The organism is Winogradskyella aurantia, from assembly GCF_002266855.1.
GTDB lineage: Bacteria > Bacteroidota > Bacteroidia > Flavobacteriales > Flavobacteriaceae > Winogradskyella > Winogradskyella aurantia.
The window spans coordinates 220,580-246,082 of record NZ_NGJN01000001.1; the positions used below are offsets into that span (position 1 = coordinate 220,580).

At 36.9% G+C, this 25,503-nt stretch carries 22 protein-coding genes, 1 tRNA gene and 1 pseudogene; 10 read left to right on the forward strand and 14 right to left on the reverse strand.

Annotated elements, in window-relative coordinates:
• The first annotated feature begins 3 nt into the window (after window positions 1-3).
• Both CA834_RS01005 and CA834_RS01010 read left to right on the forward strand, forming a co-directional pair.
• On the forward strand, window positions 4-465 hold the full coding sequence (locus CA834_RS01005; RefSeq protein ID WP_094966796.1) for a (2Fe-2S)-binding protein: 462 nt from the start codon (window positions 4-6) through the stop codon (window positions 463-465).
• Window positions 466-477: 12 nt separating this feature from the next.
• Window positions 478-2,634, forward strand: coding sequence for a xanthine dehydrogenase family protein molybdopterin-binding subunit (locus tag CA834_RS01010; protein WP_094966797.1), 2,157 nt, complete (start codon window positions 478-480; stop codon window positions 2,632-2,634).
• On the opposite strand, the gene CA834_RS01015 is transcribed toward CA834_RS01010, so the two are convergent.
• The 4 genes from CA834_RS01015 to rseP form a co-directional block, all read right to left on the reverse strand.
• On the reverse strand, window positions 2,631-3,122 hold the full coding sequence (locus CA834_RS01015) for a nucleoside-triphosphatase (RefSeq protein ID WP_094966798.1): 492 nt from the start codon (window positions 3,120-3,122) through the stop codon (window positions 2,631-2,633). The two genes, CA834_RS01010 and CA834_RS01015, sit on opposite strands and share 4 nt — an antisense overlap.
• 9 nt (window positions 3,123-3,131) lie before the next feature.
• Window positions 3,132-4,133 carry a hypothetical protein gene (locus tag CA834_RS01020; protein ID WP_094966799.1) on the reverse strand — a complete coding sequence of 334 codons (1,002 nt, stop codon included), beginning with the start codon at window positions 4,131-4,133 and terminating at the stop codon, window positions 3,132-3,134.
• Between the two features lie 221 nt (window positions 4,134-4,354).
• A tRNA-Asn gene (locus CA834_RS01025) sits at window positions 4,355-4,428 on the reverse strand.
• 93 nt (window positions 4,429-4,521) lie between these two features.
• Complete coding sequence (rseP, locus tag CA834_RS01030) at window positions 4,522-5,865, reverse strand: RIP metalloprotease RseP (protein ID WP_094966800.1); 1,344 nt, start codon at window positions 5,863-5,865, stop codon at window positions 4,522-4,524.
• 189 nt (window positions 5,866-6,054) lie between these two features.
• Here rseP and CA834_RS01035 point away from each other — a divergent pair, with 189 nt between their 5' ends.
• The 3 genes from CA834_RS01035 to feoB all read left to right on the forward strand — a co-directional run bounded on the left by CA834_RS01035 (window position 6,055) and on the right by feoB (window position 9,129).
• Window positions 6,055-6,729, forward strand: coding sequence for an SCO family protein (locus tag CA834_RS01035; protein WP_094966801.1), 675 nt, complete (start codon window positions 6,055-6,057; stop codon window positions 6,727-6,729).
• 80 nt (window positions 6,730-6,809) lie between these two features.
• Window positions 6,810-7,037, forward strand: a complete 228-nt coding sequence (locus tag CA834_RS01040) for a FeoA family protein (protein ID WP_206186833.1) — start codon at window positions 6,810-6,812, stop codon at window positions 7,035-7,037.
• Window positions 7,030-9,129, forward strand: coding sequence for a ferrous iron transport protein B (gene feoB / locus CA834_RS01045; protein ID WP_094966803.1), 2,100 nt, complete (start codon window positions 7,030-7,032; stop codon window positions 9,127-9,129). Before CA834_RS01040 ends, feoB begins: the two co-directional genes overlap by 8 nt.
• A gap of 142 nt (window positions 9,130-9,271) precedes the next feature.
• On the opposite strand, the gene CA834_RS01055 is transcribed toward feoB, so the two are convergent.
• The 4 genes from CA834_RS01055 to CA834_RS01070 are packed head-to-tail and all read right to left on the reverse strand — an operon-like array spanning window position 9,272 to window position 13,584.
• Window positions 9,272-10,093: a ZIP family metal transporter gene (locus tag CA834_RS01055; RefSeq protein WP_206186834.1), complete on the reverse strand. Its 822-nt coding sequence runs from the start codon at window positions 10,091-10,093 to the stop codon at window positions 9,272-9,274.
• Between the two features lie 2 nt (window positions 10,094-10,095).
• Window positions 10,096-10,758 carry a metal-dependent transcriptional regulator gene (locus CA834_RS01060; protein ID WP_094966806.1) on the reverse strand — a complete coding sequence of 221 codons (663 nt, stop codon included), beginning with the start codon at window positions 10,756-10,758 and terminating at the stop codon, window positions 10,096-10,098.
• Between the two features lies 1 nt (window position 10,759).
• Window positions 10,760-11,230 carry a thioredoxin family protein gene (locus CA834_RS01065; RefSeq protein WP_094966807.1) on the reverse strand — a complete coding sequence of 157 codons (471 nt, stop codon included), beginning with the start codon at window positions 11,228-11,230 and terminating at the stop codon, window positions 10,760-10,762.
• Entirely contained in the window at window positions 11,230-13,584 is a 2,355-nt protein-coding gene (locus CA834_RS01070) for a TonB-dependent receptor (RefSeq protein WP_094966808.1), read from the reverse strand. The genes CA834_RS01065 and CA834_RS01070 overlap by 1 nt, the downstream gene beginning before the upstream one ends.
• A gap of 156 nt (window positions 13,585-13,740) precedes the next feature.
• On the opposite strand from CA834_RS01070, the gene CA834_RS01075 reads away from it, so the two are divergent.
• Window positions 13,741-14,406 carry a hypothetical protein gene (locus tag CA834_RS01075; RefSeq protein WP_133085441.1) on the forward strand — a complete coding sequence of 222 codons (666 nt, stop codon included), beginning with the start codon at window positions 13,741-13,743 and terminating at the stop codon, window positions 14,404-14,406.
• A 53-nt stretch (window positions 14,407-14,459) separates the two neighbouring features.
• On the opposite strand, the gene CA834_RS01080 is transcribed toward CA834_RS01075, so the two are convergent.
• Window positions 14,460-15,251, reverse strand: a complete 792-nt coding sequence (locus CA834_RS01080; protein ID WP_094966810.1) for a TerB family tellurite resistance protein — start codon at window positions 15,249-15,251, stop codon at window positions 14,460-14,462.
• A 116-nt stretch (window positions 15,252-15,367) separates the two neighbouring features.
• Between CA834_RS01080 and CA834_RS01085 the strand changes: the two genes are divergently transcribed.
• The 4 genes from CA834_RS01085 to CA834_RS01100 all read left to right on the forward strand — a co-directional run bounded on the left by CA834_RS01085 (window position 15,368) and on the right by CA834_RS01100 (window position 18,245).
• On the forward strand, window positions 15,368-15,778 hold the full coding sequence (locus CA834_RS01085) for a BrxA/BrxB family bacilliredoxin (protein WP_094966811.1): 411 nt from the start codon (window positions 15,368-15,370) through the stop codon (window positions 15,776-15,778).
• Window positions 15,779-15,839: 61 nt separating this feature from the next.
• Entirely contained in the window at window positions 15,840-16,577 is a 738-nt protein-coding gene (locus CA834_RS01090; RefSeq protein ID WP_094966812.1) for a lysophospholipid acyltransferase family protein, read from the forward strand.
• Window positions 16,578-16,597: 20 nt separating this feature from the next.
• A complete protein-coding gene (locus tag CA834_RS01095; RefSeq protein ID WP_094966813.1) occupies window positions 16,598-17,578 on the forward strand; it encodes an acyl-ACP desaturase in 981 nt (326 codons plus the stop codon).
• 10 nt (window positions 17,579-17,588) lie between these two features.
• On the forward strand, window positions 17,589-18,245 hold the full coding sequence (locus CA834_RS01100; RefSeq protein ID WP_094966814.1) for an HD domain-containing protein: 657 nt from the start codon (window positions 17,589-17,591) through the stop codon (window positions 18,243-18,245).
• A gap of 1 nt (window position 18,246) precedes the next feature.
• Here CA834_RS01100 and CA834_RS14600 read toward each other — a convergent pair whose 3' ends face one another.
• The 5 genes and pseudogenes from CA834_RS14600 to CA834_RS01120 all read right to left on the reverse strand — a co-directional run bounded on the left by CA834_RS14600 (window position 18,247) and on the right by CA834_RS01120 (window position 25,471).
• Window positions 18,247-18,420 (reverse strand): hypothetical protein, encoded by a 174-nt coding sequence (locus CA834_RS14600; protein ID WP_165764733.1) that lies wholly within the window; start codon window positions 18,418-18,420, stop codon window positions 18,247-18,249.
• A 19-nt stretch (window positions 18,421-18,439) separates the two neighbouring features.
• Window positions 18,440-19,312, reverse strand: a complete 873-nt coding sequence (locus CA834_RS01105; protein WP_094966815.1) for an AraC family transcriptional regulator — start codon at window positions 19,310-19,312, stop codon at window positions 18,440-18,442.
• Between the two features lie 328 nt (window positions 19,313-19,640).
• Window positions 19,641-23,012, reverse strand: a complete 3,372-nt coding sequence (locus tag CA834_RS01110; protein WP_094966816.1) for a VCBS repeat-containing protein — start codon at window positions 23,010-23,012, stop codon at window positions 19,641-19,643.
• Between the two features lie 6 nt (window positions 23,013-23,018).
• Entirely contained in the window at window positions 23,019-24,329 is a 1,311-nt protein-coding gene (locus tag CA834_RS01115) for a vanadium-dependent haloperoxidase (RefSeq protein ID WP_094966817.1), read from the reverse strand.
• Window positions 24,330-24,397: 68 nt separating this feature from the next.
• Window positions 24,398-25,471, reverse strand: a pseudogene (locus tag CA834_RS01120) (PA0069 family radical SAM protein).
• Window positions 25,472-25,503 lie beyond the last annotated feature (32 nt).

The window sequence follows — 25,503 nt, forward strand, 5'->3', positions numbered from 1 at the left end:
TACATGGCTATTTTCAACTTAAACGTAAACGGGAAAAAAGTTACCGTCGATGTCGATGCAGACACACCTTTATTATGGGTGCTTAGAGACGAACTTAATTTGATGGGAACAAAATTTGGATGTGGTATCGCCTCGTGTGGATCTTGCACTGTACACCTCAATGGCATGGCCATGCGCAGCTGTGTGACCCCAGTTTCTAGTGCAGAGTCAGTAGAAATTACAACAATTGAGGGCTTAGGTGAAGAAAAACTGCATCCCGTACAAGAAGCATGGAAAGAATTAGACGTGCCCCAATGTGGCTATTGCCAAGCAGGTCAAATTATGACGGCCACGTCTTTTTTGAAACAGAATCCTAATCCCAGTACCGAGGAAATACGCAATGCCATGAATGGTAATCTCTGTAGATGTGCCAGTTATAACAGAATTGAAAAGGCGGTTGCCCTAGCTGCAAAAAAAATGTCATAAGCGAAAAACATCATGAAAAAACAAGATCGAACCACCTTTAGTAGACGAAATTTTATGAAAACCTCAGCACTTGCTGGTGGTGGAATTTTAATTGGTTTTAATTTCTTCAGTTCGTGTAAAGAGGCTGTGGCACCGCCAGTAGATGTCTCTAAACTCAATTTTCAAGATTTTAATGCCTTTATAAAAATTGCAGAAAATGGCTACGTCACTATTTTTTCGCCTAATCCAGAAATTGGCCAAGGTGTAAAAACCTCCATGCCTATGATTATTGCCGAAGAACTTGATGTCCCCTGGAATCACGTGACTGTGGAGCAAGGTGCTTTAGATACTAAGAATTTTACAAGACAAGTGGCAGGTGGTAGTCAATCTATTAGATTTGGTTGGGACGCCCTGCGCCAAACCGGAGCCACGGCAAAACTTATGCTAATGACTGCCGCAGCCAATAAATGGGGCGTAGACGTCTCTGCATGCAAGGCTTCCAATGGAATTATAACAAATTCAAAGGGCGAAGAACTAACCTATGGGGATGTGGTTAACGATGCAGCAACGCTAGAAGTTCCAGAAGATGTCTCCTTAAAATCGCCAGAGGACTATAATATAATTGGAAAGGATGCCATTAACGTAGATATGGATAAAATTATACGAGGCGTTCCTTTATTTGGGTTAGACTACAAGGTCGATGGCATGAAATATGTTTGCGTATGCCGCCCACCGGCTTTCGGACAAAAAATTAAATCATTTGACGGTACGGCCGCAAAATTGGTCAATGGGGTAACTGAGGTAATTCAGTTTGGCGATAAGGTTGCTGTTTTAGCAGATAATACCTGGGCAGCTATGAAAGGCAAACAAGCTGTAAAGGTAGAATGGGTTACCGATAGCAAACCCGAAAACACAGCCCTCCACAATGAGGCTTTGTTCGAAGTACTAGATGGCAAAGGTTTAGAGACACGACGTGAGGATGGTAATATCAAAAACGCCTTTGAGGAGGCAGATAAAATTATTGAGCGGACCTATGAAGCACCTTTCCTCCCTCATAATTGTATGGAACCTATGAACTTTTATGCTAATGTCACAGAAGACAAGATTCATTTGGTTGGCCCCATTCAAACACCAGAACGCACGGCACAATACGTAGCAAAACTCTTAAACAGAAATGCCGATGACATCCATTTGGAAATGACCCGTATGGGTGGTGGATTTGGTCGTCGTCTCTACGGTGATTTTGTCGTAGAAGCCGCAGAAATATCAAATATCACGAAGCAGCCTATAAAAGTCATTTATTCCCGTGAGGATGATATGACTGCTGGGACCTATCGACCAGCTTCTAAATACCGTATTAAAGCTTCTATTAAAGATGGTGAGATTACTGGCTACCATCTTATAGAAGCTGCAGTTAATGGTAATATGTGGAATGCTATTGCCAACTATTTCCCTGCTGGTGCTATTGACAATTATAAGGTAGAAACCGGTAATTTTAGTAGTAATATCTCTACGGGTGCCTGGCGAGCCCCTTATACCAACTTCCTGGCTTTTGCAGAACAAAGTTTTTTCGATGAATTGGCATTGACTTTAGAAAAAGACCCTATTCAATTACGTCTCGATTTACTTAAAAAAGTACCTGATCAAAATGACCCTGAAAAATATTCATCCAAACGCATGACTCAGGTCATTAAACTTGCCGCTGAGAAGAGCAATTGGGGCAAAACAGATAGCGACACCTTTCAAGGTTTTGCCTCCTATTTCAGTCATAATACCCATGTTGCCGAAGTGGTTGATATTACCATGAATAATGGCATGCCCAAACTAGAAAAGGTGACGGTAGCCGTTGATTGCGGAATTGTGGTTAATCCTACTGGTGCCAAAAATCAAATAGAAGGTGGTGTCCTAGATGGCATTGGCCACGCCATGTTTGGTGATTTTTCATTTGAAAATGGAACTCCTCAGGATTCTAATTTTAACACCTATCAGCTCATCAGAATGAAGGATACACCAATAGTAGAAACCCATTTTGTTGATAGTAATATCTCTCCCACAGGATTGGGAGAACCTGGCTTGCCTCCAGCTGGTGGTGCCCTTGCAAATGCTATTAAAGCCGCCACTGGTCAACGCATATTACAACAGCCTTTTATAAACTCTCTTAAACAGCGTAAAACGGATATACAAGCTTAAGGTAAGTTAGTTTGCAAATCTTTGGTTGTAATGGTTTGATAATTGGTGATATTGTAGTGGGCTATCACTTGTTCTAACAAGGTGTCACGGACCACTAAAACCAAATGTGTATTGGAGCCTTTCTTATGTGCAGCGATGATGTGTTCGGCTGATTCATGTAATCCCATATTTTTTAACTCTAATTTGCCAATCTCATCAATAACAAAGTAGTTCACATTTGTATCCTTGGCCGCTTTCAATAAATAAGTATTAGCCCTATTAAAAGCAGAATTGAGAAATGTAAAAGGCCCTATTACAATAGTATCATGGTTGTTATCCCTATCTATTTCAAGTTTAAAGCGCTTAGCCGTCTTTATCTCAAAAAAGTACCGTTTTCCTTGGTTGTCGTCAGGACAGAGCAGACCATCCACATCGCTCCTATACTGGATCCACTTTTGTAGCGTATTTGTTTTTCCTGATCTAATAGGACCTGTAAGTAAATAAATCATTTTTTCCGATCAGGCTTTAAAATGAATACAATTAGAAATACTATTGGCTATAAAATATTTAAAACGGTTATAGCCTTTTAAGTGCTTCGTTTCTTTCCAGGTATGACGAATAATTTGCCTAAAGTAAGGAAGTAGGTCCATGGCATTAGCAACATCATCTTTGTATAATGATTCTTTTTTCTCAAGATATCGGCGCATCATCCTGAGTAAAAACGGACCAATGACTACGTACCAAAACATTATAATCAATAAACTTCTAAATAAGACATACACCCCCTTTTGCCAACCGAAAGTTGTATCTCCAAAGAAAGTGAATGATAAGACAATTATAGAAACCGTAGCCAACCATATCCATATGAGCTTTGCTTTGAAAGTTCCTTTTGATTTTGATTGCAACGTTTTTTTATCTTTAACTTCAAGATAAAAGTCTTCCTCTTCTTTTTCTGCTATTATTTTAATAATACTTTTAATAAATAACCCAGCGACGATACCTGACAACCCATAGACCGAAAGGTAAATGGTAATGAGCAGACTTGAAGCAGAACTATCTATAAATACATCGATTTTCTTTTGTACCCATTGTCCGTATATATTTATGGCTTCCCATAATTCGGTACCATATATAATAGTTAGAATTAGCAATTTCTGTAAAGCAGATTCTAAAAACGTTAAGACCCCTAAGGCCACCAAGGTCAACCCTTTCCAGGAAAAATTAGAAAAGAGTAATATTCCTAGTGCGCCTTGGAAGCTCACAGCGACATAGGCCCCAAGCGGCGAATAAGGGCTAACAGCCATTTTGATAATTAAAACCACAACCAGTGCTTTGAAAATAGATTGTGCTTTATTATCAGCATAATACGCTATTAAACTAATAAATAATATAGAAAGGCCACCTACGATTAAACCTGTAAACGGGGTGTTAAATATGTGCATAAAACCACCTAAGCCCGACTCATTTAAAGCCCAAAGTGCAGTTAATTTATCGATTGCGGATTTATTAGATTTTATCATTGCAGATATAACATTTAAAAATACTAACTTTTGATGCAAACAAAAATCATATTCGAGGGAAAAAAATAGGACTTAATACATATACTATTAAACCAATAGAAATTGTGGCTTATTTTGCTTCTCGAACTAGGCCAGTTTCAGTTTTGTCTAGAACGAACGTTGTGCACGGCTGTGCTAAAACAAAAAAACCACTCCGGTAAGAGTGGTTGTTTATTGCTTAGCTCCTCAGGCTGGGCTCGAACCAGCGACCCTCTGATTAACAGTCAGATGCTCTAACCAACTGAGCTACTGAGGAAGATGTTTTCGCTTTAGCGAGCGCAAATATAAATTATTTTTTTAATCTCTCCCAAAAGAAACATTAAAAATATGATGCCTCGTTACACAATTCTTAATTCGTAATGGCCTTAAAAATATCGTTGCCATTTGCAAATAAGACTAAGGCGATTAAAATGAAAAATCCTATAACCTGTGCGCGCTCTAAAAACTTTTCGCTTGGCTTTTTGCCTGAAATAATCTCAAATAATAAAAACATGACATGACCTCCGTCCAAGGCAGGAATCGGAAGCAGATTCAGTATAGCCAGCATAATGGATAAAAAGGCAGTCAATCCCCAAAAATAAGGCCAGCTCCACACAGGAGAAAACTGATCATAAATGGCTTTAAATCCACCAAGTCCTTTGTAGGCCCCAGTGCTAGGATTAAAGATAGCTGCTAATTGGTCCCCGTAATTACTGATGGTTTTGGTAAATTTAGTCCAGCCAGCACCAAAGCTTTCTCCAAAGGTGTACTCCTTTCTAAAAATATCATAATAGCCCAACTCGTCAAAACGAACCGGATTGTAATAAGGCCTGATTCCAAATTTACCTTCTTCATCGAGAGTTAATTCAATAGATTCAACGGTATTATCCTCCTTAAGTATTTCAGCAGCTACGGTCTGTCCTTCCAATCCAGAAGTTAAAGCCTCAAGTTGATCAAAATATTTAAGCTCCTTGCCATTAATTTTAGTGATGATATCACCCATTTTCAACCCTTTATTGGTATTTAGGGAACTGTCTGCGACTTCACCCACCATAAAAGGAATACGATATTCGAAATTTTTCTTGCTACGGCTATCTGAATACTTCCCTAAAAAGTCTTCAGGTAAATTAATAACTTTCTCTTGACCATCGCGCTCAATCTTTATGGATTGCGCACTGATAAGATTAAAACCAATATCTGAATTATTAACAATTGGAATATCATTTATGGCCAAAACCTTGTCCCCAGTTTTGAAGCCTAAATCTTCCAGCACAGGGTTATCGATCCAATAACCATCTTTTAAGCTCTCTACCTTAACGTCTGAATCCCCATAGGCAAATGACATAGCCACATATATAATATAGGCTAAAATAAAATTGACTGTTACACCACCCAACATAATAATAAGTCGCTGCCATGCGGGCTTAGAACGAAATTCCCATGGTTTAGGAGGTTGTGCCATTTGTTCCTTATCCATACTCTCATCAATCATCCCGGCAATCTTAACGTATCCTCCCAAAGGCAACCAGCCTATTCCATAAACAGTCTCACCAATTTTCTTTTTGAACAAGGAAAATTTAACATCAAAAAACAGGTAAAACTTCTCAACTTTAGTCTTAAACAATTTTGCTGGTATAAAATGTCCGAGTTCATGCAAAACGATAAGCAAGGATAAACTCAGCAAAAATTGGGATATTTTTATTACAAATTCCATGTAGTCTTTTCAAATTTCAGTTGACAAAAGTAAGGTTTTCAGGTAACTTAGAAAATAAATGTATTTGTTATCATTTCTTTTTTAACACCCTTTTATGGTTCTCAAAAAGTATCCCCAACTATTGTGTTAAAAATATTCTTGAAAACCGACCTGTATTGTAATTTTGCATTCTGAATTATAGGAATATTTATGTCGTTTATTTCTTTCTTTAAAGGGTACAGAAACTTCGGGATTTTTTTCTCTATCCTTTGCATTATTATAATCGCGATTATTTATAATATCTTAAATGTAAAGCAACCCTTACCCATATATCAACCTGCTATGGTTAGTGAAGAATTGGTAGATAGTGCTATTCAACACAAAATAAAATACCACACTATCGCAGATTTCAGTTTAATAAACCAAAACGGTGAGACGGTAACACAAGACAGCTACAAGGATAAAATATATGTGGCAGATTTCTTTTTCACAACCTGCCAGACCATATGCCCAATTATGACGGACCATATGTACCAAATACAGAAAGAAATCATTAATGATGACGAGGTGATGCTACTTTCACATTCTGTAACACCGACAATTGATAGTGTAGCCCAATTAAAAAAATATGCAAAAGAAAAAGGAGTAATAGATAGAAAATGGAATCTGGTAACAGGAGATAAAAAGCAGATATATGAATTGGCCCGGAAAAGTTACTTAGCAGTAAAAACAGACGGTAATGGCGATGAGTACGATATGATTCATACAGAAAACTTCATGCTTATAGATAAAAAAAGGCAAATTAGAGGTTTTTATGATGGCACCAACCCAGATGATATTGAGCGACTTTTGGAAGATATTAGTAGGCTAAAAGCAGAATCGTAAATTCTTCAACGATTGATTTTTACCCTTTACGATTTTAACGTATTTTTGCTTTTTTAAAATTAATCTAAATAAACTTAAGAGTGACTTTAGCGGAATTAAGACGTGGACAAAAGGCTATTATCAAGGATGTATCCTCCGTATACATTCCATTAAAGCTTTTGGAAATGGGCTGTTTACCAGGTAATTCCGCAGAATTAGTACAAGTAGCTCCTTTTGCTGACCCTATGTATCTTAACATCAATGGATCTCATCTTGCCATTCGCAAAGAAACGGCCATGCACATAATAATTGAGACTACGGATGAGTAAACAGATTAATGTAGCTCTAATAGGAAACCCAAATACGGGAAAAACCTCGGTGTTTAACGCACTAACAGGTCTCAATCAAAAGGTAGGTAATTACCCAGGAATTACGGTAGAGAAAAAAGAAGGTATCTGCAAGTTGCCTAGAGGCGTTAAGGCCCATATTATTGACTTACCAGGAACTTACAGTCTCAACGCATCTTCCCTAGACGAAAATGTGGTCATTGAATTATTGCTGAATAAAAATGACAAGGACTTTCCTGATGTCGCTGTAGTGGTAAGTGATGTTGAAAATTTAAAGCGTAACCTCCTGCTTTTTACGCAAATTAAAGATTTAGAAATTCCAACCATCTTAGTCATAAATATGTCAGACCGAATGGCTTACAAAGGAATTTCGCTAAATATTGACTTTTTAGAGCAGAAGCTAGAGACTAAAATTGCTTTAGTAAGCACAAGAAAAAATAAGGGCATTAATGAGCTAAAAGACTTAATTGCCAATTTTAAAAATTTAAATACCAAACCTTGTCTACAAGCATCAGAAATTGATAAGGCATATTTTGATGGTCTCAGAAAAGCCTTCCCTAATCAATTACTTTATAAGCTTTGGTTAGTGATTACACAAGATGTTAACTTTGGCAAAGTTGACAGAAATACGTATGAATCAGTCGCTGATTTCAAAATAAAATCTAAGTCAGATTTAAAACGACTTCAGCAGCGCGAAACGATTAAGCGCTATCAGTTTATCAATGAAATCCTTAAAGAAGGGCAGACCATAGATCTCAAAACAGCCAAAGACTTGAGGATAAAATTAGATAGAATTCTTACCCATAAGGTTTGGGGCTATTTAATATTTGGTATAATCCTTTTAACCATTTTCCAAGCTATATATGATTGGGCTGAAGTACCAATGGATTTTATAGATAGTACGTTTGCTTCATTAAGCGAATGGGCTAAATCGGTATTGCCTGAGGGGCCCTTTTCAAGTTTAATTACTGAAGGTATTATCCCTGGTTTGGGAGGTATCGTAATTTTCATCCCGCAGATTGCCTTCCTGTTTTTGTTTATTTCTATCCTCGAAGAAAGCGGCTACATGAGTCGAGTGGTATTTTTAATGGACCGTATTATGCGCAAGTTCGGGCTAAGCGGAAAAAGTGTTGTGCCATTAATTTCAGGTACCGCTTGTGCAATTCCGGCAATAATGGCGACACGTAACATTGAGAGTTGGAAGGAGCGTTTAATCACTATTTTGGTTACGCCATTCACAACTTGTTCAGCACGCCTACCTGTGTATCTCATTATTATTGCCCTTGTTATACCAGAAGGGCGATTTATTGGGTTGAGTTATCAAGCTTTAACGCTGATGCTTTTATATTTAATTGGTTTTGCCACTGCAGTGGGGTCTGCTTATTTGCTCAATAAGATTTTAAAAATAAAAAGCAAGTCCTTTTTTGTGATTGAAATGCCAAATTACAAATTACCATTACCCAGAAATGTGGCCTTGACTGTTGTGGAAAAAACCAAAGCATTTGTGTTCGGAGCTGGTAAAATCATTTTAGCAATTTCAATTGTATTGTGGTTTTTAGCTTCTTATGGGCCAGGTGAAGCATTTAATAACGCTGAAACTATTGTAACTGAACAATACGCAACAGCCAATTTATCAGAAGCGGAGCTACAACAAAAAATAGCATCACATAAATTAGAACATTCCTTTATTGGTATTACGGGTAGGGCTATTGAGCCAGCTATACAGCCTCTTGGTTACGATTGGAAAATTGGTATTGCCATTGTAAGTTCCTTTGCCGCAAGAGAGGTCTTTGTTGGGACATTAGCGACAATATACAGTGTAGGTAGCGATGAGGAAGATACCATTAAAAACAGAATGGCAGGTGAGGTAAATCCCATACTGGGCGGTCCACTTTTCAATTTAGCCTCAGGTATTTCGTTGTTACTGTTTTATGCCTTTGCTATGCAGTGTATGAGTACATTGGCCATAGTGAAACGCGAAACAAATAGTTGGAAATGGCCATTCTTACAACTCGTAATAATGAGTGGTTTTGCCTATATTGTAGCTTTAGCAGCTTATCAATTACTAAAATAGATAACACATGTTTATACAGAACATATTAGCCTTTTTAGCCTTAGCCATAGCTGTGTTATTCCTTTTTAAGACCTTTATCTGGTGGCCACGTAAAAAAGCTTCTAACTCTTGTGACGACACTAACTGTGGTTGTCATTAAGGCCTATCCCAAACCTACATCTAAAGTCATCATAACTATAAATCCACCTATAAATCCTAGTGTGGCAACATCTGTATATTTATCGCGTTGAGTTTCTGGAATCACCTCTTCAACTACAACGAATATCATAGCTCCTGCTGCAAAGGCTAATGCATATGGCAATACGGGCTGAAAAAAGGTTACGGCAACCGCTCCTACCACAGCAGCAATTGGTTCTACTGTAGCCGATAATTGGCCATACCAAAAACTCTTTAGTTTACTTACCCCGTGTCTGCGAAGTGGCATAGATACTGCAAGACCTTCCGGGAAATTCTGAATTCCAATTCCTAATGCCAATGCTACGGCACCACCAATGGTGGCTTCTGGAATCCCGACAGCTACACCACCAAAAAGCACCCCAACTGCAAGTCCTTCAGGAATATTGTGAAGTGTAATGGCCAGAACCAATAGTGTCGTTCTGCGCCAAGGCGTCTTAACGCCTTCTTTTTCATCTTCCTTAAAATTGATATGAAGATGGGGCAAAACTTTATCTAAACCAAATATGAAAAGAGCTCCTAGTGAAAAACCAACAACTGCTGGTATTACTTTAATAAAACCCTCGCCCTCACTCATTTCGATGCCTGGTGCTAACAAACTCCAAAAGCTAGCTGCTACCATTACGCCACCTGTAAAACCCAACATACCATCTAGCAATGCCCGATTCATTCCTCTTAAAAGAAAAACAAGAGAAGCCCCTGCCGCGGTAACTACCCACGTAAATAATGAGGCAAGTAAAGCGCCCATTACTGGATCAATAGATTCAAAAAATTCAATTACAGCATCCATAATTATATATTCTTTTTGACGTAAATATTAGTACTAATAATCTTAGACATTACCACAGTCTTACCTTTAATTTCAATAGTGATGGATTGATCGAACTCTTCTCTTTCCAACACCGTAATTTCAGAACCAATGCCAATATTGTATTTATCTAGATATTTTAAAAAATCTGAACTTGAATCAATAACGCCTACACAAATATAGGTTTGATTTATAACTGCTTGAGACAAGGTAATTTTATCGGTTCTCTGAATTTGTCCATTTTTGTCAGGAATGGGGTCTCCGTGAGGATCATGGGTTGGAAAGTCCAAATAAGCATCTAATTCATTAATTAATTTAGGCGACTTTATATGTTCTAATTGCTCTGCGACTTCATGTACTTCATCCCAGGAAAAGTTGAGCTTATCAACCAAAAACACTTCCCAAAGCCTGTGTTTTCTGATAATATCTACCGCCGTTAAGCGCCCTTTTTCAGTTAGTGTAACACCCTTATATTTTCTATAGCTAATAAGTTTTTTATCGGCTAATTTCTTTAGCATATCTGTTACAGATGATGCCTTTGCTTCAATTTTTTCGGCAATGGCATTTGTACTAATCTCCTTGTCACTTTTTTGACCCAGATGATAAATAGCTTTTAAATAATTCTCCTCCGTTAATGTGATTAGCATTTTACTTACTTTTCAAAATAGCGAGCATTTCCTTAGGTGGAATATAGCGATAAAATCGTTGCTCTACATTAAATTTCTTGTCAAGAATGACAGTTGCCGGTAGTTCTATATTTCTATTTTTTCTACCAGCCAACAACTCTGGTATCTGATGAAAAGCCAATCGCTTTTTACCAATATTTTTGTTCGTGAAATACTTTCCCCCAAAACTTATGGTGTCCTTAGTCTCAACATTAAACCGAACCGCATAATAGTTGCCTTCAAGCTCTTGCATAATTTCGGGCTTTGTAAAAACAGCCTCATCCATTTTCTTACAATATACGCACCAATCCGCGTAAAAGTGAATCATCACTTTTTTAGGTTGCACAATAAGTGCCTGCTCAAGTTCTTCAAAGCTTAGCCATGTCAACTCTTTCTTTTGGGCAAAACCCAAAGACATTGTAAATACGAATACGATTATAGATATCTTAGTCATTAGTGCAATTTTCCAATGGTTAGACCAATAAAAAACGTTCGTGGCATTGCTGGCCCATATACGTAATCTGAGTCGCGCATTGGACCAATATCAAAATCGTCTTGAAAACTATTGAAGAGATTTTTTACACCTGCATTTAGGGTAACGCTAAAATCCTTGGATACATCAAAATGGGTTTCAGCATTAATATTCAAATCAAAAAACGCTTGACTCTTATTCAATTGTAAAAATCCAGAATCACTAATGACAAGGGGCACTATCATTGGTCCGGTATAGGTTCCTGTTACTGATATACTGTAGGTTTCATTCGGTGTCCAGTTGGTATTTAGATAACCGTAAACATCTGGATTTCTTACAAATTCTGATATTAATATATCCAATTCGTTTGGGTTTGAGCCGTCTGCTTCAAACAAGACCTGCTCCTCTTTATATGCCGAACGTTGTAAGGTTCCGCCCACCTGAAACAACCACTTTTTTGAAGGGGATACACCAAGCTCAATATTGGCACCGTATACCAACGCGCCTTCGCCATTTCGCACCTCTTCAACTATTGACCCGTTAGGAAGTTGTGCGCCTGTGCTCACCAGGGTAAAGGGATTTTCTAAATTGGTATAAAACCCTTCCAACAGAAAATTAGTCTGTGTAGTATTAAAATCTTTGGTAAAATTAAAGGACCCTGTGAACGCGTTAGAGTATTCAGCTTCTAAATCATTTGATAGAATCACAAATTGTGGTTCACCTCCGACTGATGAAATATGTAAATCTTCATTAAATGCCTGTGGCGCTCTAAAACCTCTAGCATATCCACCTCTGAATTTTAAGTCTTCAGTAATTTGATATGCTAAAGTCATTCTGGGGTTTATAGTAGCTTGTGAAATATCTACACCACGTTCTATGTTGCCTACACGATATGTGCCATCAACGTTGATATAATCCAAACGTGAACCGATTAAAGCCGAAAACCTCCTATTGGGTTTCCATTCATATTGGGCATACACGCCCGAAGCATTTACATCTTGATCTATGAGACGATTATACCCAAGGATATTGTCTTCAGTCCGACTGACATTATGCTCCGCTCCTGCCGTAAGAATATCGCGTTTAAACTGCCTTGTAAATTGAAATCCAGTTGCTATGGCCAAATCTTTAGTAGTACCATAAGCATTTAAAGCCGTAAGGCTATCTTGCTGAGTTCTTCCCCCTCCAAGGCCACCGTAATAACTATCCCTATCCGTATATTGAACAGAACTATAAATAGAATAGTAACTAGAATTAGCCTCATTATTAAAATCATAACTAATACCACCCATTATAGTGTTGTGCGTTAATTCTTCAGTGATATCTGTTAAATGAGGTGCTAAATCCAAACGGTCTCCTCCACGGCGATATTCATTCAATACCGTCGCATCTACTGTGATGCGACTTCTGTCTGTCGGTTTATAATAGAACTTTGTTCCAAATGTGGTATTTCTTAATTCCACCAATTCCGTAAATCCATCATTATTGGCATCCCATTCATCTCGGTCTCTGTGGGTCCCGTAAAAGGTAGCTCCACTTCTTAAATCGTCCGACACTATTGAGGCATTAAATTTTAGAACCCTGTCAGGCGTATCTCCATCCACTAAACCCATATAACTTCCAACTTCCCAAGTATTTAGCACAGGGTCTTTGGTAATAATGTTTACTGTACCTGCGATGGCATTAGAACCAAAAAGTGCAGAACCACCACTGCGTACAATTTCCACCCTATCTATAATTTGGGCCGGAATTTGCTCTAACCCATAAACACTGTTCAACGCGCTAAATACGGCGCGACTATTAACCAATATTTGAGAGTAGCTACCATCTAGACCATTTAGTCGCACCTGAGTAAAACCGCAATTCTGACAGTTGTTCTCCACACGTACCCCAGGCGTATAATTTAAACTTTCTGAAACCACTAATGACTGGGTAGCATTAATGAGCTTTTCACCTAAAGTATTTACGATAATTGGCGCTTCTTTCTTATTAACTCGATTTCGAGTTGCACTTACAACGACTTCATCTAACCCTAATAAATCTTCAACTAATTCAATGTTAAGGTTATTCCTGTTTTGTTTGTTTATAACAATAGTAGCATGTTTGGCTTTAAAGCCTAAGGCATCAACCGTTAATTGATAATTACCATAAGGAATATTTATGCTGAAGTTTCCATTTTGATCGGAATAGCCAAGGTAGGTCTTTTCATCGTTTTTAAATTTTAAAGATGCATAAGAAATAGGGTCGCCCTGAAAACGAACCTTTCCCTTAACTGAGATATCCTGAGCAAATACAATGTTAATACAGAATAATGAAATGAAAATGTTTATACGCACCTTATTCTTTATTTCTGCAAATATAAATATATTTTTAGACTAATCTAAATTTAGTTTAATGGTCCTTAAATAGGCCTGATTAAAAAAGAAAAGGTTTTTATCAATACATGCTCGATAATGGTTATTTTTATAGCATATTTTAAAATTTTTAAACCAATGGAAAAGAATACCCTAATCATTGCCTTATTAATCGGTTTATTCCTAAGTCAAAGTTGTTCTTCCGTAAAAGTAATGGACTCCTGGAAGAGCGATGACATTTCCACAATTAAGCAGAATAATTTTTTAGTTGTTGCTCGGACAGAAAATACCCAAGCCCGGATTGCTTTTGAGGATGAAATTGTAAAGCAAATGACAGAAAAAGGCTATAAGGCAACTTCAAGTTTTTCAAAGTTTGCCTCATTGAAACCGAACGAGAAGCCTTCGGAGGAAAACAACAAGAAAATTGTGGAAATGCTCAAAAAAGAAGGTTTCAATGGTGTCGTTTTAACGATTCTTAAGGATTATCAAGAAGAGACAAGAGTACAAACAGACGGCGGCTACTATGCTGGCGGAACCTACTATGGATACTATCCGAGATACTACGGTGGTTTCGGTGGGTACTACTACCATCCTATGGCCTATCCAACCTTAGGTAATTATGTTGAGCAGACCACAACAACCAGTACATCCAAACTTTATATCGTAGAAACCACGGTTTACGACCTTGAAAAAGAAGGTGAGAATCAATTAGTAGCTGTTGTCACCTCACAAATTGACAATCCTGAAAGTGCAGGAGCCACGGCTAAGGATTACGTAAAAAAAATTACTCAAAGTTTAAAGTAAAAAACTCTTAATCAAAATATAAAGTGATTGGTCTAGACCAATCACTTTTTTTATTACTTAAATCCTCGTTCTCCCTGAATATGATCATAGGCCTCTTGAACTTGCCTAAATTTCTCCTCTGCACCTTCTTGATGTTCTTTACCTAAATGAACCACCCTGTCTGGGTGGTATTTTTTTGCCATTTTACGATAGGCACGTTTAACCTCATCATCAGATACTGATTTGTCAATTTCCAAAATTTTATACGCATTATCCGTCGTATTATAAAACATGGCCTTGATGCTATCAAAGTCCTTATGGCTAATCCCTAAATACCCGGACATGGTATAGATTTGCCTAATTTCGGTTTCTGATACCCGGCCGTCTGCCCGGGCAATCCCAAATAAAAAATGAATTAACTGAAGCCGTGATGCATGGTCCATCATCTGTTTTATTTGCAAACAGACTTGACGCATTGAAATGTTCTGCTTACTGACGCTTTTAAAAAGCTGAAAAGCATGGTTAGCACGCTCTTTACCATACAAAGATTTAAATTGTTGCCTTACAAAATCCAGTTCGCGCTGATCTTGCTGCCCATCTGCTTTAATTATTATTGAGGCTAATACCAGTAGACTCACCTCAAAATCACCAGATTGGGTTTGTGGTCTTTGTTTTGCGTTTTGGTATCTCGGTCTATTTACATACGGATTTCGCCTATTCCTTTTACCTCGTCTATCCTCTATTAAAGGCCTATCTGAATCACCGATATTATCCACAAGACTACCTAAGGCTAAACCAATTATTGCACCAATAGGCCCTCCAAAAGACCAACCTATAGCTCCACCAATCCATTTTGCAAAATTCATTTCATTATAGTTTTTATAAATGCATAAATATACTATTTGTTAGTGTATCGTATAAGGCAATTGTTACACAATTGGTATCTTTGTGTTTTGGAAGTTATAATTAAAAAAGAATAAATATGTATCCACCTGAATTAGTAAAACCAATGCGAGAAGATTTAACGAATGTTGGTTTTGAAGAATTGCATACTGCCGAAGCTGTTGATAAGGCAATAGAGAAGGAAGGCACAACGCTAGTTGTTGTAAATTCTGTATGTGGTTGTGCAGCTGCAAACGCCAGACCCGGCGCTAGGATGAGCCTACAAAACACCAAGCGACCTGATAATTTAGTTACAGTATTTGCAGGTGTAGACAGAGAAGCTACAGATAAGGCGAGATCCTATATGGTGCCTTTTCCTCCTAGTTCTCCGAGTATGGCCTTATTTAAAGACGGGGAATTAGTGCATATGCTAGAGCGTCATCACATAGAAGGTCGACCAGCAGAACTCATTGCTGAAAATCTGATGGATGCCTACAATGAGCATTGCTAAATCGCATTGAATTAGTTTTATCAAGACCACGATTTTCATCGTGGTTTTTTATTTTTACCATATGCGAAAGATTATTGCCTATCCATTAACCGTACTATATTTTATTTGCTTTGGCACTACCTTGGTTGTTTTTCATCCAATTCAATGGTTTTGCTTTAATGTATTTGGTTACAAAGCCCATAAAATATCTGTAGATTATTTGCAGTTTTTTTTAATGCGCTGTTTAAATGTGTTAGGAACACGTTTTACATTTAGCAATCCTCACAACATCACACGAGAAAGACCATTGATTATTGTATCCAATCATCAAAGTATGTACGATATTTCCCCGATTATGTGGTATATGCGACAGCACCATATAAAATTTGTAAGTAAGAAAGAGTTAGGAAAGGGCATACCCAGTGTATCCTATAATTTACGCCATGGTGGCTCAGTTTTAATTGACCGCAAAAACCCACGACAGGCCTTACCGGATATGATGAAGTTTGGTGCTTATATTGAAAAAACCAATCGTGCAGCTGTTATTTTCCCAGAGGGCACAAGAAGCAAAGATGGGAGGCCAAGACCATTTAAGACGAAAGGTTTAGAGATTTTAATAAAAAAAATACCGTCCGCCTTAATTGTTCCAATTACTGTAAATAATTCATGGAAAATGCTGCGATATGGAAAGTTTCCAATGGGTATTGGGAATCATATAAAATTTATAGTGCATAAGCCTTTAGAAATGGGTAACTTTACTGATAAACAACAATTAATTGAAGAGGTTGAAAAAACAATTGTTGATGCCATTGAAAATTAATTGCTCAAATCCCTTGAAAAATGTCCTTGAAAAACGTGCGATTAGAAGTTATGAATCATCTTGAAAAGGATGTGGAAAGCTTGATACAAAAATACTTAATCCCTGTAGATACAATTTGGCAACCTTCAGATTTTCTTCCAGATTCCGAGACTGATAAATTTTATGAAGAGGTTAAAGAGATTAGAGCTTTGGCTAAAGAGATGCCTTACGATTTTTGGGTAGTATTAGTTGGCGATATGATTACAGAGGAGGCCTTACCAACCTATGAATCCTGGCTCATGGATGTGGAAGGCGTTGGCCAAGTTGAACGAAATAGCTGGTCTAAATGGGTAAGACATTGGACGGCTGAAGAAAATCGTCACGGCGATGTTCTTAATAAGTATTTGTACTTGTCTGGTCGTGTAAATATGCGCGAAATTGAAAAAACGACCCAATACCTTATTGCGGATGGCTTCGATATTGGTACGGACCGCGATCCATATAAAAATTTTGTATATACAAGCTTTCAGGAACTAGCCACCTATATTTCCCATAACCGCGTAGCTAAGCTTGCCAAAGAAAAGGGTAATAAACAACTGGCAAAAATGTGTAAAATAATTTCTGGCGATGAGATGCGTCATCATAAGGCTTATGCGGAATTTGTAGAGCGTATTTTCGCAGTGGATCCTAGCCAAATGATGATGGCTTTTCACTATATGATGAAACAAAAAATAACTATGCCTGCACATTTTCTGAGAGAATCAGGTGATAAAATAAGCAGCGCTTTTGAAGAATTTTCAAATACTGCCCAACGCATTGGTGTTTATACGTCTGCCGATTATGTTTCTATTTTGCAGAATCTCATTAATCGCTGGGACATAGGAAATATAACTGACCTTTCCGATGAGGCAGAAAAAGCAAGAGATTACCTTATGAAACTTCCCGATCGTATGCTTCGATTAGCAGACCGTATGAAAATTCCAGAAAATTCATTTCAATTTAAATGGGTAGAGCCCGCCTAATTTATTCTCAATGCAAGCAAATTCTATTATAGATGTCACTAAATCTTTTGTGCAGTCTATCCTAAGAAATGCTGAAGGTGGTCATGATTGGTTTCATACCTCACGTGTTTATCGAAATGCCTTGCATATTTCAGAACATGAAGAGGTTAATGAATTGGTAGTAGCCTTAGCTGCATTGCTTCACGATATTGCAGACTCAAAATTTCACAATGGTGATGAACGTATTGGACCGAGACTAGCACGTGAATTTCTGCTGAAAAATAATGTAGATAGCGAAGTTATTGAACACGTCTCAAAAATTATTGAAAACATGTCTTTTAAAAATTCAATCGACGGGAGCTCTTCATTTTCCTCAATAGAATTGAAAGTTGTACAAGATGCTGATCGCTTGGATGCTATTGGTGCTATTGGAATAGCTCGATGCTTTAATTATGGTGGTTTTAAAAACAGGTCGATATATAATCCAGAGATAGAACCCAACCTTACTATGACCAAAGCTGAATATAAAGCAGCTAAGGGGCCGACAATTAATCACTTTTATGAAAAATTGTTGCTGCTAAAAGATATGATGAACACTAAAACCGGTCGTAGAATAGCTCATGAACGCCATGAATTCATGCTTCAATTTCTTAAGCAATTCTATGCCGAGTGGAATGGCAATAAATGAATTAACTTTCTTTGGCTACTTCCAGTGCGGTTAATTTATACTCTATCTTGGCCATTTCCTCACCGAAATAAATCAACTCATCAGGTGTTAAGTCTTTTCTAGAGTTGACCGTTTTAAGAATTTCTTCGCCTTGTTTTGTGTAGTAGCTAATAGCCGTTCCTATTTTATCCTTCATAATACATTGCTATTAAAATTTATTGTACCATCATTTTTAATTCACTTCTATACTTAGAGGCACTCTTACCGGTAATTTCTTTAAAGATTTTATTGAAGTGTGAAAAATTATTGAATCCACACTCATAACTAATATCTGTAATACTCATTTGACTTTCAGACAATAATTTAGTTGCATGAACCACGCGATATTCATTTACGAGTTTTGTAAATGTTTTTCCTGTTACTTTTTTAAAGTAACGACAAAATGCAGGTACGGTCATACTGACTACATCGGCAATTTCGTCTAAACTAATGTGGTTTTGAAAATTTGCATTAACATGCTTAAATATCTTATCTACCTTCGCACTGTCTTGTGGTTCTGCTTCAAAAGTAAAACTGTCAGCATTTAATACGGTATAGTCTTTGGCCTTTGCCAAAGCATGTAATACTTCTAGCAATACCAATATTTTTTTAAAACCTTCCTTTTGATTGAGTTTCTCAATCTTAGGGCCTATTTTCTGCTTTGTTTTTACACCAAATAATATCCCATTTTTAGCACGCTCGAATAAGTTATTGATGAGTTCCATTTCTGGTACCTTAAAAAAATGTTCTCCCAAAAATTCTGGTCTAAATTGAACGATAGTTTCAGAGCCATTAATGGTTAAGCGGTCCGTAAAGCCATTATGGGGAAGGTTGGAGCCTATAAGAAGCAACATACTGTTATTGAAATAAGACAAATGATTGCCTATATGCCGTTTGCCTCTGCCTTTATTAACATAGACCAACTCAATTTCTGGGTGAAAATGCCAAAACGGTTTTTTCTCACCGACATAAGCCTCATTTTTAATGACGCGCATTGAGCTGCCAAACTCATTACTGATTTTTTCTAATGTCGGTTTTCTTGTACTCATAGCTTAACAACTTATACAAAGTTAGACCTAATGTAATTTTAAAATCTATAGGAAATTACCTTAAATATGTCTTAAATTAACCCTTTTATTGTGTTTGAATAAAAATACGGTTAATATATTACACAAATATGGCAATTTTGTTCTATTAATTATACGAGTGATACGCTAACTTTGGATTGTTAATTTGAAAGAGACAGATTAACATCTCTAATTTTAAGGGTAGACTACTTATAATTTTCACTTCAAATATCATGAAATAGTCTTTCTTAAAAGTAGAACTTTAATATTGTTGTTTATATATTAGTTTTTATTTAGTAGAGAAAGTGGGTCACTTGGCCCACTTTTTTTGTTTTAACAAACTAGCAGGACCATTGTTTCTTATGATGAGCAGATAGGTCTCCTCACCAATGGTAATTGGTTTTATATGTTGCACATTTCCTGGAATAGACAATCCACTTTCTGAAGCTGCCAGGGCTTCAAGCTCTGATCCTTTATTAATTAATGTTGCTCCTATAGAGGCATCAAAGCGGCCAAACTCAGCATCTGTTCCATAGAAATTACCTCCTGTAACCATATCTAAAAGGCCGTCTTTATTAAGGTCTGTGACATAAGCATCATTTAATACTGAGATCTGTGTTTCTTTTGGCAAATTATGGGCTTTAAAGCGTTTTCCCTCCTCATTCACAAATAAAGTGTGTTGTAAATGATTAGCTTTTAAAACTATTGCACCCTTAAGTTCTATAGGTAAAAATATATCTTCAATTTTTGCATTTGCATAAGTTTCATAGCGCGTAAACCGTTTTTTGAGCATGACCATCTGATCTAGCATTCTGTCACGGCTATGGATTGGGTAACTCACCCCTTCGATGTAAGTAGTTAATATTGGGTCAATACTACCATTATTGTCAAAATCTTTAAAGTAGAGTTCTACTGGTTCAGATTCAGAAGCCTTAAATATGGAGTTTAAGCCCAAATTACCCGCAATGACATCTTTTAGCCCATCACCATTTAGGTCTGCAATAGTGATTGAATTCCACCAGCCTGTTTTATTATCTAACCCAAAAGTCTTTGTTACATTAACAAATCTTCCTTCATCAAACTTAAAAACAGAAATAGGCAACCATTCACCGGCTATAATTAATTCTTTAATCCCATCATTATCTAAATCTGCAAATTCAGCATCAGTTATCATGCCCATATTCTCCAGCCCTTCAGACCATGCAGTAGTTGCATCTTTAAAAATGCCGTTATTGTTTTTTAAAATATAACTTCTTGGAGCTTCAGGATAACGGCCAGGTGTAACCCTAGACCCTACGAATACATCTAATTGGCCATCATTGTCAATATCATGAACTTTAACTACTGAACCACTAGTCATTATATCTGGTAAAACCTTTGATAATCTTTGAAAATTTCCATTCCCGTCGTTACGGTATAAACGGTCCTTGTAATTAATACTGCCTGCTTTGTGCTCATTACCTCCGCTTACAACATATAGGTCTAGGTATCCGTCTGAATCCGCATCAAAAAATATTGCATCCGTATCTTCATATATTTTATCTTCATTAAAACTAGTCGTACTTCTAAAATCAAATGACCCTGATTTATTTTGAATAAATAGTTTCCCCGAAAAGCCCGAGGCTCCGCCGAGATAAATGTCTTCCAGCCCATCACCATTTATATCTTCAACAGCAACTGCCGGTCCTTCTTCGCTATATTTATGATGCAATAGTACTTCGCGCTTAAAGTCAATAAAATCATTCTCTACGTGTGTAAAGGCTCCCTTTAATTTTGAAGAAGCATCTTCAAAATATTTAGAAGGCGTCCGTGTATAAGAATATTTAGACTCTGGGGCTCGCTTAATACTTGTTATTGTATTTATTTCAGGGTTATTGATTACTTGAAGCTGTTTGTCTGGCCAAATAATTTCAAGCTTTTCAGCCTTTAATTTTTCTTTAAACCCAAAATGTAAACGATGCTGTGAAGACGATAAAAATCCTCGTGTCGGATTATATATTTCAGTAATTTCGGTGCCATCGGACAGGGTAAGCCTTGCGATAGTACCTTGTGCTACTTTACCAGCTTCATGTTCAAACGTAATTGAGATGAAATTATTTTTAAGCCTAGCCTTCCCTATATTCTTCATTATAAATGGATAGTCATTTAAATTATTGACGATAATATCTATATAACCATCGTTATTTAAATCGGTATAGGCCGAACCATTAGAAAAGGAAGGTCTGCCGCTGTTCCAGCCATCAGACACATCCTTAAAACTGTAATCTCCTTGATTTTTAAATAAAAAGGCAGAAACAGGAACGCTCGGGATGTTCTCGATCCACTGTTTTAAGGTGATTTGTTTTGCATTGAGCTGCTTTTGTAAAGCATCCATCTTATATCTTGAATAGTCATTATTTGTAACATCCCTATTATATCCATTTGTTATGTGCACATCCTTGAAGCCGTCGTTATTAAAATCTGCAAATAAGGCGCTCCAACTCCATTCTGTCTGTGCTAAATTATCGAGGAATGCTATATTTGAAAAATGGCCGATACCTGTGTTTATTTGTAACGCATTTGCCGAGTATTGCACACCAAATCCATAAGCCAGCATTTTTTCGAACTTATCATAATTCTGGGCCATCATCATCATCTTACGCCTATCGTTTTTCTTTGGTGACATATCTAAGGTGAACAAATCTAAATGACCGTCGTTGTTGATGTCCGCAAAATCTGATCCCATCGATGAAAATGAAGTATGGCTAAAATAATTATCTATTTCATCCTTAAATACATTACCTCCCTCGTTAATTAACAGACGATCAGGCATCATATAATCATTGCACACATAAATATCCGGTCTAAAATCATTATTAAAATCGCCTACTACGGCGCTTAATCCAAATGCATCACTAAGCACCCCAGCTTCTGAAGTAATATCCATAAATTTGGTAATATCGTTTCGGTAGAATCTATCCGTTACATTGGCATAGGATTTTGGTTCTGCCCTTACTACCTTCCCATTGTCATTTTGGGTTACCTTAATTGTATTTGATTCTCTCATATTACTTGAGTGATTTAAAACGTATACATCTAAATCACCATCACTATCTGAATCAAAAAAGTAGGCTTGTACGGAATAGCCTGGATCATCTAATCCAAAGGCTTCTGCTTTTTCCGTAAATGTTAGATCACCATTATTTATATAAAGTTCATTTCGTCGAAGGTTTTCATCCTTAAGAGCAGACTTACACACGTAAATATCTAAATAGCCATCGTTATTTACATCGGCCATGGTAACACCTGTTTTAAATCCATTGCCACTCGTAACTCCAGCACTTTCGGATATATCCTTAAATTCAAAATTACCTTGATTAAGGTATAATCTATTTTTTACTGTATTTCCAGAAAAATAGATATCATCGAGTCCATCATTATTTATATCTCCAACAGAAACACCGCCTCCATTGTATAGATACTCATAGAGAAGAAAATTGAAGGTTTCACTTTCGAAAACGTCATTTCTAAAATTAATATTAGTTTCCGCAGGAGGTAAAAACTCAAATAAAGTTGGTTCCTTTAGGTTTTGTTCCTCTGCAAAAGATTTAATCGGTTCTTTCTCTTTTTTTTGCTCCGCCTCTTTACAATTGATAAAGAGCAAAAGACAACAAAAAAATACTAACCCTCTATGAAACATCATGTTGTATTAATCTAATTTCTTAAGAATCATTTTAGCTATTTCAGCACCTTGTCTTGCACCTTCTCTTACGCCTTGCATATAATGAATTCCGCCATAAAACCGACTCAGATTCACTTGATTCGCAGCTTCTTTAAATGATTTGAATGAGCGGTTTTCTAAACCGAAGCGAATTTGTGTACTATCCGTAAAACCGTAATTTTCTCCAAATATATGCGTTAACATTTCGGCAGCTGAGGCCGAAGTCGCACTGTGGCCACTAGTATATTCTGGAAAAGGTGGTGTTTGTAAAATTGGACTCCATTCTGGATCGATATTTTCTTGAATATAAGTTATTGGCCTTACCAAATCGGTTTTATATTTTACATACCAAGCTCCAATAATAGCGTCAAACATGGCCATAGACGTAAATGTGTAAGCTTTGGTTGCTTTAAAATAATCTGAGTTTTCTTTTTCTGTTATTTGTCTAACGATATTCAACCAATGACCTGCTGGCGTAAATTTATGAATGGTTGTAATCATGTGGCCTTTATGGATAGTCATAATTGGATTACAATCCCAAAACCAAGCAATTCTCTCTTTTTCTTGAGTTGTATTTTTAGATTCCCGATAGACTTCATTGACCATCTCATAAAACTCAGATGAGACATCCGTACTGTATTTTGGCAATGGTTTATAGTCAAAAACATTTGCGCTATCTATTGCTAAAGGTCTTATTTTTTCCCAATAAGGCTCTAATGCTGTTGTGTAATCTGGTGGTGTCTCCCTCCAGTTTTCAGGATTTTTAGTGCTTGTAAAACGCGGAAGAGTTCTTGTTTCAATATACATATCCATATCAATCCAAGTACCCAGTTGATTAGTAATGGCTGAAGCGTAGTGTAAAGAACTCTTTATACTTTCTCTTGAGAGTCCATTTTCTAAAGCCTGGCGCTCTAAACTATCCTTCAAATTTTCAAAAAAATGTTCAGAATATATTAACTTCTTTCCAATATTAGTAAATGCAAATAAAGCCGAAAGTTCTGGATTGATATTTTTCTTATCCTCAATCACCATCTGTTTTAGTCCATTGATATGACTACTAATATCCTTGAGACTATCTGGCCTTAAACTTCTAAGAGTTATATAGTGAGCCAAGTGGGTATAAGCGTATATTCTACTGGCAACAGGCGGGGTAAAAGCATCTTCCATAACAGCCTCTAACAATACCGTATTCGCATAATTCAAATCTGATGTTTTAAAGATTTGGGACGCTTCATCTTTTTCCCTATTACAAGAACAGAACAGAATAAAAATGGTTAGACTGTAAATTCGGATTTTCATAAAGTATGATTGACCAGTTAAATATACTTATTAAATTATTATAACTCGTTTTCTAATATATTGAAAATTTAGAATAACCTCAATTGATTTGTTTTGTGATTTTGGTGAAATGACGTATCTAATTCTGGCATAAATTTCCCGTTGAAATATTTAAGTGTAGCGAGTTTCATTAGGTCGTTAATTTGTTGCGCTATCTTCCCTTCTCCACGCATACGCGTTCCAAACCTGTTATCATTCAACTTGCCTCCATGGCATTCTGCAATTTGATTTAATACCTTATCCGCCCTAGCTGGCATAGTCATTTTTATCCAATCTTTAAAAATTTCTCCAATGGCACCGTTTAAGCGAACTATGGTGTGTCCAATACCTAATGCTCCAGCTTCAGATACTGCTCTAGCCATTGGCAAAATCTCATGACTATTAATAGACGGTATAATTGGAGCAAGCATTACATTTACAGGAATTCCGCAATCAGTCAATTCTCTTATAACCATGAGCCGGCGTTTAATCGCTGTCGTTCTGGGTTCTAAAATACGTCTTGTTTCTTCTGATAACGTAGTAATTGAAATATTTACCGCAATGAGATTGTATTTGGCGAGCTGTTTCAAAAGGTCTAAATCCCTTAAGATAAGGGAATTTTTAGTAATAATTCCAACAGGATGTCTACAGTTTAAGAACACTTCCAAACACTTCCTCGTAATTCTTAATTTTTTCTCCACAGGTTGATAACAGTCCGTATTGCCAGACATCACTATAGTTTGAGCTTTCCAGCTTTTCTTTGACAAATGATTCTCAAGTAATATTGGAGCATTATGTTTTACTAAAATTTTACGCTCAAAATCCAGACCCGCACTATACCCCCAATACTCATGGCTGTTTCGTGCGTAGCAATATACGCAACCGTGTTCACAACCTTGGTATACGTTCATGGAGTAGGTCATCCCTACATCTGGACTGCTAATCTTATTGACTATAGTTTTAGGAAATACATTAAGCTATTGTGTTTTATTGACTTCAGCGACGTCGCCTTCTCTTTGACAGTACTGCATAAAATCATTGCGTAACTCGTGGGAGAGCTCAAAAAAACGGTTGGTTACATTATTTTGGGCACCACGTCCCTTGATGGCTCTTTTAGATTTCATACTACAAAAATATGATGATTATAGCTTCATAA

What these genes read in the sequence shown, in the direction of transcription:
- CA834_RS01090 (WP_094966812.1), top strand. Translation starts at nt 15,840, where the DNA reads ATGCGAAAGATTATTGCCTATCCATTAACCGTACTATATTTTATTTGC.
- feoB (WP_094966803.1), top strand. Translation starts at nt 7,030, where the DNA reads ATGAGTAAACAGATTAATGTAGCTCTAATAGGAAACCCAAATACGGGA.
- CA834_RS01075 (WP_133085441.1), top strand. Translation starts at nt 13,741, where the DNA reads ATGGAAAAGAATACCCTAATCATTGCCTTATTAATCGGTTTATTCCTA.
- CA834_RS01105 (WP_094966815.1), bottom strand. Translation starts at nt 19,312, where the DNA reads ATGAGTACAAGAAAACCGACATTAGAAAAAATCAGTAATGAGTTTGGC.
- CA834_RS01100 (WP_094966814.1), top strand. Translation starts at nt 17,589, where the DNA reads ATGCAAGCAAATTCTATTATAGATGTCACTAAATCTTTTGTGCAGTCT.
- CA834_RS01085 (WP_094966811.1), top strand. Translation starts at nt 15,368, where the DNA reads ATGTATCCACCTGAATTAGTAAAACCAATGCGAGAAGATTTAACGAAT.
- CA834_RS01115 (WP_094966817.1), bottom strand. Translation starts at nt 24,329, where the DNA reads ATGAAAATCCGAATTTACAGTCTAACCATTTTTATTCTGTTCTGTTCT.
- CA834_RS01005 (WP_094966796.1), top strand. Translation starts at nt 4, where the DNA reads ATGGCTATTTTCAACTTAAACGTAAACGGGAAAAAAGTTACCGTCGAT.
- CA834_RS01015 (WP_094966798.1), bottom strand. Translation starts at nt 3,122, where the DNA reads ATGATTTATTTACTTACAGGTCCTATTAGATCAGGAAAAACAAATACG.
- CA834_RS14600 (WP_165764733.1), bottom strand. Translation starts at nt 18,420, where the DNA reads ATGAAGGATAAAATAGGAACGGCTATTAGCTACTACACAAAACAAGGC.
- CA834_RS01095 (WP_094966813.1), top strand. Translation starts at nt 16,598, where the DNA reads ATGTCCTTGAAAAACGTGCGATTAGAAGTTATGAATCATCTTGAAAAG.
- rseP (WP_094966800.1), bottom strand. Translation starts at nt 5,865, where the DNA reads ATGGAATTTGTAATAAAAATATCCCAATTTTTGCTGAGTTTATCCTTG.
- CA834_RS01035 (WP_094966801.1), top strand. Translation starts at nt 6,055, where the DNA reads ATGTCGTTTATTTCTTTCTTTAAAGGGTACAGAAACTTCGGGATTTTT.
- CA834_RS01020 (WP_094966799.1), bottom strand. Translation starts at nt 4,133, where the DNA reads ATGATAAAATCTAATAAATCCGCAATCGATAAATTAACTGCACTTTGG.
- CA834_RS01065 (WP_094966807.1), bottom strand. Translation starts at nt 11,230, where the DNA reads ATGACTAAGATATCTATAATCGTATTCGTATTTACAATGTCTTTGGGT.
- CA834_RS01055 (WP_206186834.1), bottom strand. Translation starts at nt 10,093, where the DNA reads ATGGATGCTGTAATTGAATTTTTTGAATCTATTGATCCAGTAATGGGC.
- CA834_RS01010 (WP_094966797.1), top strand. Translation starts at nt 478, where the DNA reads ATGAAAAAACAAGATCGAACCACCTTTAGTAGACGAAATTTTATGAAA.
- CA834_RS01080 (WP_094966810.1), bottom strand. Translation starts at nt 15,251, where the DNA reads ATGAATTTTGCAAAATGGATTGGTGGAGCTATAGGTTGGTCTTTTGGA.
- CA834_RS01110 (WP_094966816.1), bottom strand. Translation starts at nt 23,012, where the DNA reads ATGATGTTTCATAGAGGGTTAGTATTTTTTTGTTGTCTTTTGCTCTTT.
- CA834_RS01060 (WP_094966806.1), bottom strand. Translation starts at nt 10,758, where the DNA reads ATGCTAATCACATTAACGGAGGAGAATTATTTAAAAGCTATTTATCAT.